Source organism: Dyella sp. C9, assembly GCF_003332825.1.
GTDB lineage: Bacteria > Pseudomonadota > Gammaproteobacteria > Xanthomonadales > Rhodanobacteraceae > Dyella.
Map to the genome: position 1 here is coordinate 196662 of NZ_QIRF01000004.1, position 12986 is coordinate 209647.

Consider the following 12986-nt stretch of genomic DNA (forward strand, 5'->3'; position numbering starts at 1 on the left):
TACATGTCGCGTCCCTGTGCGCGACATCATGCCCGGTGAATTGCCAGCGTTCGGGCGTGCCCCATCGCGCGCAGGGTGCGCTCCTGCAGGGGAGCTGGATCAGCGTGGCGATGCCATCGCCAGCAGCGCCACGCTGCCTTCGGCCAGTTCGAACGGGCTGCGATCGGGCAGCCAGGCATCGCCGGCGTGCAACTCACCATCGATGGTGGTCACGGTGCCACGCGCCACATAGAGCAGCACGCAGGCAGGATCGGTCTGGTGACTTCCGGCCTGCGCGAGGACACGCAGCTCACCCTGTCCCCACGCGCGGCGGATCATCAGGTTGAAATCGCTGGTGGCGCCACCGGCCATGGCCACGTCCACCTGCTGCTCGCCGGCAAAGGCGAACGGTGCGTGCGGCGTGGTGAGTGCATGCGTGTGCGCGCCGTCCAGCGTCATGGTGAAACCGTCGCCGTCGAGCAGCACGATCTGGCGGTCGATGCCGGGAAAGGTGGAGAACGGCGCCGCGCTGTTCACCTCGGCCACGCTCACGCGCCACAGGAAATCGTCAGCACCCGCGTCGGCGGGGAAGCGCGCGATCTCGCGCGTCACGCCCATGCCGTTCTTCCATGGCTGGGGCTGGATCCCGGACGCGCGGATGATGTGGAAACTCATGCGACCTTCTCGATGACGCGGGTGAACGGAGGCAGTGCCTTGAGCATGCGCTCGCCGTAGCGCTTGAGCACCACGCGGCGATCCAGCAGCACGATGCGGCCCTGGTCCGTCTCGGTGCGGATCAGGCGACCGCAATACTGCGTGAGCAGGCGGGTGGCATCGGGCACCGTCACTTCGATGAAGGGGTTGCGGCCGCGCGATTCCAGCCACTCGGCATAGGTGGCGCCCACCGGATCGGTGGGCACGGCGAACGGCAGCTGGGTGATCACCACCGTCTCGCACAGCTTGCCGGGCAGGTCCAGGCCCTCGCCGAACGAGGCGAGGCCAAACAGCGTGCTGCCCTTGCCCGCCTCCACATCGGCGATGTGTTCGGCCACCAGCTGCGACTTGCCCAGCGAACCCTGCGCGCGCACCTTGCGCACGTACTCGATAGGCAACTTCTGCAGCACGCGGTCGAGCTTGGCGCGCGAGGTGAACAGCACCAGGTTGCCCGCGTTCCAGTCCAGGTGGGCGGCCAGCCAGTCGCAGATTTCCTGCACATGGTCTTCGCGCGCATCGGGCAGGGCGCGCATGGCCGGTACCTCCAGCCGTGCCTGCGACGCGAGGTCGAACGGGGAGGGCAGGCTGAGTGTCACCGCCTCATCGGGCAGGCCCACCGCGTCGGCGAAGCCGCGGAAATTGCCACCCGCGCTCAGCGTGGCCGAGGTCATCACCACCGCGCTGGCATTGCCCCACAGTACGCTGCGCAACAGGCCACCGGCGGATACCGAGGAGGCGTGGCACACCAGCTGCTGGTCCGTGCTGAGGGTGACCCAGCGTGCCAGGGGCGGCGTGTTCTCGCCATCGGTGGTGGACCAGGCTCGCCAGGTGCGCAGCTGGCGGTCGATGCGCTCCAGCGCCATGCCCAGTTCGCGCGACAGCGCCTCATGGGTGGGGCCGCTCTCGGTCATCTCCAGCACGGCGCGGCGCACGGCGCCCACCCAGCGGTCCACCTCGGCGGTGAACACGTAGAGCGCGCGTGCATGTTCGACCCAGGCTTCCGGCAACTGGCCGAGAGAGCCGCGGTACATCGGCTCGTCGTCATCGGGCGAGGGCAGCCAGCCCAGGCGGATCTCCTTTTCCAACTCCTCCAGCGCGTTGCTGAGTTCCTGCAGCTTTTCGTCGCCGGCATCCAGCGACAGCTTGCCGATCACTTCCTTGTCGGTCAGCGAATAGGCCGCATGGATCTGCCGGCCCAGCCGGCTGAGCTGGCGTATCGCGGCATTCATGTAGACCTCGGCCGCGCCGCGGTCGATCGCCTTCGACGGCACGTGGTGGCTCTCGTCGAAGATGTACAGCGTCTCATCCGGCTTGGGCAGGATCACGCCGCCGAAGCCGTCTTCCTCGCGCGGCATGGTGAGATCGGCCAGCACCAGGTCCTGATTGGCCACGATGATCTCGGCATCGCCCACCGCGCGGCGCGCGGCAAAGAACGGGCACTGCATGAAATGCACGCACTTGCGGCCGGTGCAGCCGCCCGCGCTGGTGGTAACCATGGGCCGCAGCACGTCGCTGATCGGTTCCGGCGCGGCGTCGATGTCGCCATCCCACTCGCCGCGATCGAACAGGCTGGCCAGCTTGGCCAGTGCCTTCTTGTCGCGTTCCTGCGGTGGCTTGCTCCACAGCGCGAGGTCGGCGTCGAAGCCCAGGCCCATCTGCGCCGTTTCGTTCATGCTGCTGCTGGCCATGGCCAGGTTGCGCGGGCACAGGTAGCGCGCCCGGCCCTTGGCCAGGGCCACCTTGGCCTCGCTGCCATTGAGCTTGAGGTATAGCGGGATATCGCGCTGCACCAGCTGTTCCTGCAGCGCCACCGTGGCGGTGGCAATAAGCAGCTTCTTCTTCTGCGCGCGGGCCACCTCGACGCCTGCGATCAGGTAGGCCATGGACTTGCCGGTGCCGGTGGGCGCTTCGATCACCGCGGCGCCGCCTTCCTGCGCCAGCGCCTTGGCCACCTCGGCGATCATCTTTCCCTGCGACGCACGCGCACGAAAGCCCGGCAGCCCTTCCTTCAGGCGCGTGTAGGCGGCGCGGATGGTGTCTTTGGTGGCGTCGGTGAGCATGGGGCGGATCGGGCGCGGCAGGTCGCGTCGGCCGGCCATTCTCGCATGCCCGGCCCCGGCCTGCCGGAGCCAGCGTCCCAAAGAAAAAGGGCCGGCTTGCGCCGGCCCGATTCCCTTCCTATGCAAAGGCCCGGCGTCCCGGTCCTTTCGCCCCAAGTCCCTGGGCTGCCACCCAGGTCAGAAGTTGTAGTTGAAGCCGGCGTAGTAGGCGCGACCGACGGCGTCATACAGGCCCGAGCCGAAGCCCGTGCCGAACAGGTTGACCGGCGGGTCGCGGTCGAACACGTTGGTGATGCCGCCGTAGACCTGCCAGCCACTGTTGGCGATCGAGTAGCTCACGCGGGCATCGTTGAAGAAGCCGGCACCCGCCTTGATCGGCGTGGTCTGGGTCGGGTTCGACTCGTAGCTCTCGTTGCTGACGCGCAGCATCGAGGAGAAGTAGCGCATGTTCCAGTTGAACACCCAGTTGTTCCACGCATAGCTGGTGAACAGCGTGGCCTTCCACTTCGGATAGCCCAGCGTGCCGTTGTCCTGGATGGTCGAGTCCGGGTCATCCTGGAACGGGTGCTCGGTAAAGGCGATCACCTTGGTGGCATTGAGGTTGAACTTCAGGTTGCCGCTGCCGACCTGGGTGCTGTAGTACGCACCGATGTCCACGCCGGAGGTGCTGAGCGCCGAGATGTTCTGGTACAGCGAAGTGATGCCGGTCAGCTCATGATCGGTGCCGCGCTGGACATTGGCGCAGTAGATGTTGTTGATGCCGCTGGGCGTGTCGACGCAACGGTTCACGATGTCCAGTGCGCCGGGTGCGGTGATCGCGTTGGTCAGCTTGATGTTCCAGTAGTCCAGCGTCAGTCCGAAGCCATCGAGGAAGCGCGGCGTGATCACCATGCCTGCAGTCCAGGTGCGGCCGTTTTCCGGCTTGAGATCCGGGTTGCTGCCGGACAGGCCCTGCACCGACGAAGTGCGCAGGGACTTCCAGTTCGCCGGGATGCCCAGCGCCGCGCAGTTCGCGGTGCGCACCGCCTCGCTCTTGCCGTTCTTCAGCTGGTCGGCCGAGCAGGGGTCCTTGCTGATGGTGAAGAAGTTCTGGCTCATGCCGCCGAACAGCTCGCCGATGTTCGGCGCGCGCACGGCGCTGGACATGGTGCCGCGCAGGCGCAGGTCGTCGATGACCGACCAGTCCAGGCCCCAGCGCCACGCCTTGGTGTGGCCCACGCTGCTGTAATCGGAGAAGCGTGCCGCGGCGTCAAAGGTGAGGTTCTGTGCGAACGGGCGCCCGGAGATCAGCGGCAGCGCCGTTTCGACGTAGCCTTCCTTCACGTTGTAGCTGCCGCTCGAATTCGGGATGGCGTTGAGGAAGGTCAGGCCTTGCTGGTCCAGCGGATCGGTGATCTGCCGGCTGCTCTCGCGGCGGTACTCCACGCCCGCGGCCAGGCTGGCGGAGCCTGCCTCGAACGGCATCTGGAACAGGTTGTTGTTGGTGACCGAACCGCCGCCAACGAACTGGGTCAGGCGCGAGGTGGTGGTCGTGGTGGTGTTGAACCACTGCGCGGCCGCCGGATTGATCGCGCCGGCACCAAAGATGCTGGTGGGTACGCAGCCGCCGCCCAGGGCGATCGGATTCAGCACGCCGCCGCGGGTGTTCTGCGCCACGTTGATGTGGTTGGGATTGAGGTAGTTCGGGTCGATCGTGGAACGGCAGACGATGTTGCCGGTCTTGGGATCGCGCACCGCATCGATCGAGGCGAAGAAGCGGTCGTTGATGCGGTTGTTGAGGTTGTGACGGCTCTCGTCCATCACGCCGTAATCCACCGAGGCGTCGTACTGCCAGTCGCTGGCGAACAGGCCGTTGGCGCCGAATACGGCGCGGGTGGTGTCGCGCTTGGTGTCTTCGCCGCGGACACCGGCATCGCCGTCGATGCGGGAAACGCGGATCGACTGCAGCTTGTTCGCGTCCATCAGCGCGGCCAGGTCCGGCGTGATGTAGGCGTTGTCGCGGGTGATCACGTAGCCACGGCCACCGGCGCGGGTGCTGTCGAAGGCCGGCGACGAATAGGTCTTGACGTCGACGTGGCTGTAGGTGCCTTCGAAGTACAGCTTGTGGTCGGGGGTCAGGTCGTAGCTGGCAATGGTACTCAGCGTGGTGCGGCCGTACTTGGGCTGCAGCTGCACGTACTGGTTGTTGTCCGAGCGGTCGCAATCCTGGCAGTAGCCGTATGCATCATAGATGCCACGGAACTGCTGCTTGCGGATGGTGCCGTCCGGGTTGAACACGTAGCGATTGCCAACGCCGCTGCCGCCGGAGAAGGTGCCGGCATCGATGCGCGAGTAGCTGCCGGCGTTGTTGAACAGCGCGGAGTCGGTCGGGCCGTCCGGGGTGTCGATCGTCGCGTAAGCCTTGTGGCCGAAACGATCGCGGAACATCAGGTTGTCCTGGTCGCTGTGCTCGACCGAGGCCGCGATGTTGCCGCGGTTGTTGTCGAAGTTCATGCCGCCGGTGAGCGAGAACAGGCCCTTGTTGAACTTGCCGTGCTGCGAGGTGCCGAGCTGGGCGTGCAGGTTGGCGCCCTGGTAGTTCTTCTTGAGGATGAAGTTGACCACGCCGGTCACGGCATCGGCGCCGTACACCGCGGAAGCGCCGCCGGTGATGATCTCCACGCGCTCGACCCAGTCGGCCGGGATCAGGTTGACGTCCACTGCGGTGTCACCCGCGCTGGAACCCACGAAGCGGCGACCGTTCACCAGCACCAGGGTGCGGCTGGTACCAAGGTTGCGCAGGTCCTGCATGGCGACGCCGGCGGTGCCGATGAAGCGGCCCGAATTGCCCATGGTGTAGCTGCTCGACAGCTGCGGCATGGTGGTCATCAGGTCGCCGATGTTGACCGCGCCGGTGGCCTTGATCTCGGCCGCCGAGATGACGCTGACGGGCGTGGGCGAGATCACGTTGGGGTTGGAAATGCGGGTGCCGGGGACCGTGATCGATTCCAGCTTGGTCGCATTGCTGGCATCGGCCGGCGTGGATGCGGTCGTAGTTTCTTGCGCAATGGCCGGGCCGGCGAGGGCCGCCAGGCAGGCGATGGCGAGCAGCTTACGGGTGTATGCGGGGTTCTTCATGCAGCCGTTCTCCCTTACGGGGCATAGAGTTATCGATAGCCGACGTCTGGCAACGTCACTCGGGGATCAGCGTCGGCAGGGGGCTTGCTGCGCTAGGGGGTAACAGCAAGAAATTACGATTCGATCACACTAAGCTGGCGCGAGGCTGACGAAACAGCCCCGAATTCACACATAGGTAACAAGTCATGCGCGGCCCTCGCGCCAAGGCGCGGGGGCCGGCTGGCGGGCGTCAGCGCCCGGCGTTGATGGCGAGCGCGACCGCCTCGGCGACGCGGATGCCGTCGACGGCGGCGGAGAGGATGCCGCCGGCATAGCCGGCGCCTTCGCCGGCCGGGTAGAGGCCCTGCGTGTTGAGGCTCTGGTAGTCCTCGCCGCGACGGATGCGCACCGGCGAGGAGGTACGGGTTTCCACGCCGGTGAGCACGGCATCGCCCATGGCAAAGCCCTTGATCTGGCGATCGAACGCCGGCAATGCCTCGCGGATGGCCTCGATGGCGTATTCCGGCAAGGCCGGCGCCAGGTCGGTGAGGTGCACGCCGGGCTTGTATGAGGGCTGCACTTCGCCAAACGCGGTGGAGGGCTTGCCGTGCAGGAAGTCGCCCACCAGCTGGCCCGGCGCGCTGTAGTCGCGTCCGCCGAGTTCATAGGCGCGCGATTCCAGCGCGCGCTGCAGGGCGATGCCGGCGAGCGGGCTGCCGCTGTCGTCGAAGGCGGCGAAGTCCTTGGGATCGATGCCCACCACGATGGCCGCGTTGGCGTTGCGTTCGTTGCGCGAGTACTGGCTCATGCCGTTGGTGACCACGCGCTCGGGCTCGGAGGCCGCCGCCACCACGGTGCCGCCGGGGCACATGCAGAAGCTGTACACCGAGCGGCCGTTTTTGCAGTGGTGCACCAGCTTGTAGTCGGCGGCGCCAAGGATGGGGTGGCCGGCCTGCGAACCAAAGCGCGCCTTGTCGATGATCGACTGCGGGTGTTCCACGCGAAAGCCGATCGAGAACGGCTTGGCCTCCATGTAGACGCCGCGCTCGTGCAGCTTGAAGAAGGTGTCGCGGGCGCTGTGGCCGACCGCGAGTACCACGTGGTCGCTGAGCAGTTGTGCGCCGTCGGACAGCACCACGCCGCGCAGCTGGCGCGAGCCGTCGTCGGCGGTGTCGACCAGGAAATCGTCCACGCGCTGGGTGAAGCGGATCTCGCCGCCGAGCGACTCGATGGTCGCGCGCATGTTCTCCACCATGGTGACCAAGCGGAAGGTGCCGATATGCGGCTTGCTGACGTAGAGGATTTCTTCCGGCGCACCGGCCTGCACGAACTCGGTGAGCACCTTGCGGCCGTGGTGGTGCGGATCGGAGATCTGGCTGTGCAGCTTGCCGTCGGAGAAGGTGCCGGCACCGCCCTCGCCGAACTGCACGTTGGATTCCGGCTCAAGTTGGCGCTTGCGCCACAGGCCCCAGGTATCCACGGTGCGTTCGCGCACGGCCTTGCCGCGCTCGAGGATGATCGGCCGGTACCCCATCTGCGCCAGCAGCAGGCCGGCGAACAGGCCGCAGGGCCCCATGCCGATCACGATGGGGCGCTGCCTGAGCTCGTCAGGGGCCTTCGCCACGAAGCGGTAGCTGGTGTCGGGTGTCGGCTGCACGTGCTTGTCAGCGGCATGGCGCTTGAGCACGCCGGCTTCGTCGGCCAGCTCGACGTCGAGCGTGTAGATCAGCTGGATGTTGCCGCGCTTGCGCGCGTCATAGCCGCGCCGGAACACGTGCACCGCGAGCAGGCCCTCCTTGCCCAGGCCCAGCTTCGCCCGCGCGGCGGCCTCGATGGCCCCTTCGGGGTGGTCGAGCGGGAGCTTGATGTCGGTCAGTCGGAGCATGCGGGCAGGGCTTCAGGCGTTGAAGCCGCGTATTTTCGCATGTATGGCGATGGGGGATGGGTAGCGGGGGCGCCAAAGCCGGCCACCTGGGTCAGCCCGGTGCGGGGTGACGAAGCAGCCGGGCTATGGATCAGTCAGAGGCGCGGCTTTCGCGCCCCCACTATCCATCACCCCTCGGCCGCGATCTTGCGCAGGGTCTGCTCGAACACTTCGGCCGGCTGGCCGCCCTGGATCAGGTAGCGGTCGTTGACGATCACCGACGGCACCGCCCGGATCCCCTGGGACTGGTAGAACTGTTCCTGGGCGCGCACGTCCTGGGCGTAGCGGTCCTCGTCCAGCACCTGGCGGGCGGTCGCCGGGTCCAGGCCGACCGAGGCGGCCACGTCCACCAGCACGTCACGCGAGCTCACGTCACGGCCATCGGTGAAGTAGGCGGCCAGCAGGCCCTGCTTCAGTTCGGCCTGGCTGCCTTCCAGCGCCGCCCAGTGCAGCAGGCGATGCGCATCGAAGGTGTTCACGATGCGGCTGCGCTTGTCCATGTTGAAGGTGAAACCCACATCGGCGCCGCGCTGGCGGATCGCCTCCTGGTTCTGCCGCATCTGCTCGGGCGTGCTGCCGTACTTGCGCGCCAGGTGCTCGCCGATGTCCTCGCCATCGGGCTCCATCTGCGGGTTCAGTTCGAACGGCTGGAAGTGCAGCTCCACCGCGACGTCGTCGCCGAGCTTGTGCAGGGCCTGTTCGAGCGATTTGAGGCCGATGGCGCACCACGGGCACACCACGTCGGAGACGAAGTCGATCTTGATGGGCGTGGGCGCGGTCATGGGGCGGTTCCGTGGATGGGCGATTTCCACTTAGTGGTAGCCGCCGGCACCACTATCAAGTGGCCCGTGCCCATCATGGCGAGCTTGCGCCGCCGCCATTCCGGTGATGCCCGGAATGGCGGTACAGCGCATCGCGCCAGCGGATCAGGGCTTGCCGATGAAATCGGGCTTGCCCAGGTCGGCGCCCGCCTCGCGCAGGATGGCGTAGGCGGTGGTGCAGTGGAAGAACAGGTTCGGCAGCACGAAGTGCAGCAGGTAGCCCTGGCCCTCGAAATGCTGCTCGCCGGTGCGCATCTTCAGGGTGATCTCGCGCGTCTCGCTGCCGTCGATCTGGTCGGCCTTGAAGTTCTTGATGTACTCGATGGCGCGTTCGATGCGCGCATGCAGCTCGGTGAAGCTCGTCTCGTTGTCCTCGAACTTCAGCGGTTCCACGCCGGCCAGGCGCGCGCAGCCGTTCTTGGCCATGTCGGTGGCGATCTGCACCTGGCGCGTCAGCGGCAGCATGTCGGGGGTGAGGCGCGACTGCAGCAGCAGGGAGGGTTCGTACTTGCGGGCTTCCGCGTGCGCCTCGCCCTTGCGCAGCACATGCTGCAGGTTGTGCAGAGCGCGCAGGAACACGGGGACGGAAGCCTGGTACATCGACAAGGTCATGGAGAATGCTCCGAGGGTTCGGTGGTGGAAACGGTGGGCGGGACCAGCGCCGCCGCGGCAAGCTCGGCATGGGTCGGTGCTGCGTCGGCCTTGGCCAGGTCCTGGGTATGGCGGGTGATGCGCGAGGCGATCAGCGCGCCCACGGCCAGCAGCACCGCCGCCAGCACGAAGGCCAGGCCGGGCAGGTGATAGGGCGAGGAGGGCGAAATCGACAGCGAGAACACCTGCGCGAACAGGAACGGGCCGAAGATGCCCGCAAAGCTCGCCAGGCTGCTGATCGCACCCTGCAGGCGCCCCTGTTCGGTGGGGTCCACCTCGTGCGTCATGATCGACTGGATCGGCGGCTGCGAGAGCCCCCACAGCGCCATCAACGGAATGCCCAGCAGGAATACCGCGCCGCTGTTGGACAGGCCCATCACCAGGAAGGCGCCCACGCCGCACAGCATGCCGCCCAGCATCAGGCGACGCTCCCCGAGCACCGGCGCCAGCCGGCGGGTGAGGAAGGCCTGGGCCAGGCCGTCACAGGCGCCCATGAGCATCAGCACGTAGCCGACGGCCTGGGTGCCCCAGCCATAACGGTAATCCGCATACAGCACGAAGGTGGTCTGCAGCACGTAGTGCGCCAGATACACCAGGAACATCACCACGGCCAGGCCCAGCACCAGCGGATAGCGGCGCAACAGCGCCAGCGACCCGAGCGGATGCGCCGCATGCATCTCGAAGCGCGGCGTGCGGCGCTCCTTGGGCAGCGACTCGGGCAGCACAAACAGGCCATACAGGAAATTGCACGCCGCCAGCGCCGCGGCGACCCAGAACGGCAGGCGCAGGTCGTAGTGGCCGAGGAAGCCGCCCACGCCGGGGCCGATGATGAAACCAACACCAAACGCGCTGCCGAGGATGCCGTAGGCGGCGGCACGCTTCTCCTTGGGCGTGATGTCGGCAATATAGGCGTTGGCGGTGGTGAAGCTGGCCGCGGTCATGCCCAGCAGCACGCGCGCGATCAGCAGCAGCCACAGCGTGGGCGCCAGCGCGAGCAGCACGAAGTTGAGCGAAAGGCCCGCGTTGGACACCAGGATCACCGGGCGTCGCCCGAACCGATCGGACAGCGCACCCTGCACCGGCGAGAAGGCGAACTGCACGATCGCAAATACCGTGCCGAACACGCCCACCCACCAGGCCGCGTTGGCGATGCCGCCGCCGGCGAGCTGTTCCACCAGATGGGGCAGCACCGGAATCACGATGCCGAAGCCCAGCATGTCCAGCACCACGGTGATGTAGATCAGCGCCACCGCAGCGCGGCGGCGGGAATGAAGCTCGGTGGTGGCTGGCTGTTCCATGGACGTCGCAGGCAGTGAGGCGTGCACGATAGCCGATTGCGTGTGACGGTGTGTGTGCGGTGCAGTATGGAAATCGGCCGGGTAGGGAGGCTTCCATACGCGTGATGCGGGGCAGACGAAATTCACCCCTCAAACGCTCATTGCAAGCCCAGATGACTGATTTTCCGAGCCATGGGCCGAGACGAAGCCGAGGTCGGCTCAAGCCGAAGCCCTTCCCCGGGACGGCATAAGTGCAATGGCTTGGGGAGCCATGGACCGGAACGGGTCGACACGGGCTCTCATCATGAACGCGTGGATATTCCACCCCACGTGATGCTTTCGGACATCACTGTCACCGATCGGGTCCCCTGGCGGTGCCGATCGCTTTCGGCGACCGCCTCCGGCACCGCGGATGAGCCTTTCCTTTCGTGTCGAGGTGTTTCATGCGCAGTGATCGCATGGCATGGGCACGTGCTGGCGGCCGTCATCGCCCTGTCGTTCATGCCCTGCGACAAAATTCCCCCGCATTTCAGGATCTGTCTGATTCATGAAAGGCTGCGGACTCGCTAGCGTCCCCTGTTGGATTGTTGTGCTCGACGTCGCTTGAACCGCGACTACCTGAAGGTCGTGAGCGGTTCCGAGCTCGTCTTTCAACACGGGGAGCCGGTAACGACATGGATGTCGATGGGACGATGCATCATCGTGTGCCAGGGTGGAGGCACGCGCATACGCTGACGACCGGCGTGCTGCTTGCGCTGGCGACAGCTGGGTCGATCACGCCGTCCTTCGCGCAGGCGGTGGATCCGGCAGCACAGGAACTGCTGCGCCAACAGGAGCGTGAGCGCGCCCTCCGCGAGCAGCAGGAGGCTGCGCCCGACGTGCGCCTGCCGCGCCAAGGGCAAGTGGCCGTGGACCGCATCCCCACCCACGAAACCCCATGCTTTCCCATCCAGGCGATTCGCATGGATGGCGATGACGCATCGAGCTTCCAGTGGGCGCTCAAGGCGGCGAGCCCGCATGGCGATCCCGCCACCGGTCGTTGCCTCGGCTCGGCCGGCATCAACGTGGTGATGAAGCGCATCCAGAACACCATCATCGCACGCGGTTACGTCACCACCCGTGTCCTGGCCAAGCCGCAGGACCTGCACACGGGCGTGCTCGCGCTCACCGTCGTTCCCGGTCGCATCCATGCCATTCGATTTGCGCCGGGTGTCGATGCTCGCGCCACCTCCTGGCGCGATGCCTTGCCCGCGCGCCCCGGCGATTTGCTCAATCTGCGTGACATCGAGCAGGCACTGGAAAACTTCAAGCGTGTGCCTACCGTCGAAGCGGACATCAAGATCGCCCCGGCCGAGGGAACTGATGCCCAACCAGGCGACAGCGATCTGCTCATCGTCTGGAAACAGTCCGCACCTGCACGTGTGGCCATCAGCGTGGACGACTCCGGCAGCCAGGCCACCGGCAAACTCCAAGGCAGCGCCACGCTTTCCCTGGACAACCTGCTCACCTGGAACGACCTGTTCTACGCCAATCTTGGCCAGGACGTCTTCGATGGAAACGACAAGGGCACCCGCAGCTATACGCTGCACTATGACGTGCCCTACGGGTATTGGCTGGTGGGCGCCACGGCGAGTGGCTACACCTATCGCCAAACGGTGGCGGGCTACGCCCAGAACTACGTCTACAGTGGCCAGAGCCACAACGCCGACCTGAAACTGAGCCGCCTGCTGTACCGCAATGCCTCCGTCAAGCTGGGCGGGTACCTCCGCGCCTGGGAGCGCAACTCCAACAACTACATCGACGACGCCGAGCTGCTGGTGCAGCGCCGTCGCCAGGGCGGTTGGGAAGCCGGGCTCACCTACAAGCAGTTCATCGGTGCCGCCACGCTCGATGCCGATGCGGCCTATCGCCGTGGCACCGGTGCGTTCAATGCCCTTCATGCGCCCGAAGAAGCGTTCGATGAGGGCACGGCCCGTCCCCGCATCATCACTGCCGATGCCACGCTCACGTTGCCGTTCCAGTTCGGCGATCAGCACTTCCGCTACATCGTCAGCTGGCGTGCGCAATGGAACCAGGCAGCGCTGGTCCCCCAGGATCGTTTCGCCATCGGCGGGCGCTTTACGGTTCGCGGCTACGACGGTGAGCTTCAGCTCACCGGTGACCACGGTTGGCTGGTGCGCAACGACCTCGGCTGGGCCGTGTTCGGCAGCCAGGAACTTTATCTCGGACTCGACGTGGGCCATGTCGGCGGTCCGCCCATCCGGTGGGAGTTGGGGCAGACCTTGGCCGGCGGGGTGATCGGCTGGCGAGGAGCCTGGCGTGGCTTCGCGTGGGATGTGTTTGCAGCCGCGCCGATCAGCAAGCCGCAGGGCTTCGCTACTGATAACCCCACCGTTGGATTCAACCTTTCCTGGTCCTACTGACTCAAGCACGAGCGCACCGGAAGGCGCTGCGCGGGGTTGGC

General features: G+C 66.3%; 8 protein-coding genes. 1 reads left to right on the forward strand and 7 read right to left on the reverse strand.

Annotation, left to right across the window (positions count from 1 at the left end; genetic code table 11):
- Positions 1 to 99: 99 nt before the first annotated feature.
- The 7 genes from DVU99_RS07795 to DVU99_RS07825 form a co-directional block, all read right to left on the reverse strand.
- Complete coding sequence (locus DVU99_RS07795) at positions 100 to 654, reverse strand: HutD family protein (RefSeq protein WP_114239644.1); 555 nt, start codon at positions 652 to 654, stop codon at positions 100 to 102.
- Positions 651 to 2753, reverse strand: coding sequence for an ATP-dependent DNA helicase DinG (gene dinG, locus DVU99_RS07800; RefSeq protein WP_114239762.1), 2103 nt, complete (start codon positions 2751 to 2753; stop codon positions 651 to 653). Before dinG ends, DVU99_RS07795 begins: the two co-directional genes overlap by 4 nt.
- Before the next feature lie 177 nt (positions 2754 to 2930).
- Positions 2931 to 5870, reverse strand: coding sequence for a TonB-dependent receptor (locus DVU99_RS07805; protein WP_114239645.1), 2940 nt, complete (start codon positions 5868 to 5870; stop codon positions 2931 to 2933).
- A 229-nt stretch (positions 5871 to 6099) separates the two neighbouring features.
- Positions 6100 to 7734, reverse strand: a complete 1635-nt coding sequence (locus tag DVU99_RS07810) for an NAD(P)/FAD-dependent oxidoreductase (protein ID WP_114239646.1) — start codon at positions 7732 to 7734, stop codon at positions 6100 to 6102.
- 167 nt (positions 7735 to 7901) lie between these two features.
- Positions 7902 to 8555, reverse strand: a complete 654-nt coding sequence (locus tag DVU99_RS07815) for a DsbA family oxidoreductase (RefSeq protein ID WP_114239647.1) — start codon at positions 8553 to 8555, stop codon at positions 7902 to 7904.
- 144 nt (positions 8556 to 8699) lie between these two features.
- Positions 8700 to 9206, reverse strand: a complete 507-nt coding sequence (locus DVU99_RS07820; protein WP_114239648.1) for a DUF1993 family protein — start codon at positions 9204 to 9206, stop codon at positions 8700 to 8702.
- On the reverse strand, positions 9203 to 10543 hold the full coding sequence (locus DVU99_RS07825) for a TCR/Tet family MFS transporter (RefSeq protein ID WP_114239649.1): 1341 nt from the start codon (positions 10541 to 10543) through the stop codon (positions 9203 to 9205). Before DVU99_RS07825 ends, DVU99_RS07820 begins: the two co-directional genes overlap by 4 nt.
- Positions 10544 to 11214: 671 nt before the next feature.
- Here DVU99_RS07825 and DVU99_RS07830 point away from each other — a divergent pair.
- Positions 11215 to 12945 carry a ShlB/FhaC/HecB family hemolysin secretion/activation protein gene (locus DVU99_RS07830; RefSeq protein WP_114239650.1) on the forward strand — a complete coding sequence of 577 codons (1731 nt, stop codon included), beginning with the start codon at positions 11215 to 11217 and terminating at the stop codon, positions 12943 to 12945.
- Positions 12946 to 12986: the final 41 nt, after the last annotated feature.

Excerpts from the sequence above, each read along its gene's own strand:
- DVU99_RS07795 (WP_114239644.1), bottom strand. The coding sequence starts at position 654 with ATGAGTTTCCACATCATCCGCGCGTCCGGGATCCAGCCCCAGCCATGG.
- dinG (WP_114239762.1), bottom strand. The coding sequence starts at position 2,753 with ATGCTCACCGACGCCACCAAAGACACCATCCGCGCCGCCTACACGCGC.
- DVU99_RS07805 (WP_114239645.1), bottom strand. The coding sequence starts at position 5,870 with ATGAAGAACCCCGCATACACCCGTAAGCTGCTCGCCATCGCCTGCCTG.
- DVU99_RS07810 (WP_114239646.1), bottom strand. The coding sequence starts at position 7,734 with ATGCTCCGACTGACCGACATCAAGCTCCCGCTCGACCACCCCGAAGGG.
- DVU99_RS07815 (WP_114239647.1), bottom strand. The coding sequence starts at position 8,555 with ATGACCGCGCCCACGCCCATCAAGATCGACTTCGTCTCCGACGTGGTG.
- DVU99_RS07820 (WP_114239648.1), bottom strand. The coding sequence starts at position 9,206 with ATGACCTTGTCGATGTACCAGGCTTCCGTCCCCGTGTTCCTGCGCGCT.
- DVU99_RS07825 (WP_114239649.1), bottom strand. The coding sequence starts at position 10,543 with ATGGAACAGCCAGCCACCACCGAGCTTCATTCCCGCCGCCGCGCTGCG.
- DVU99_RS07830 (WP_114239650.1), top strand. The coding sequence starts at position 11,215 with ATGCATCATCGTGTGCCAGGGTGGAGGCACGCGCATACGCTGACGACC.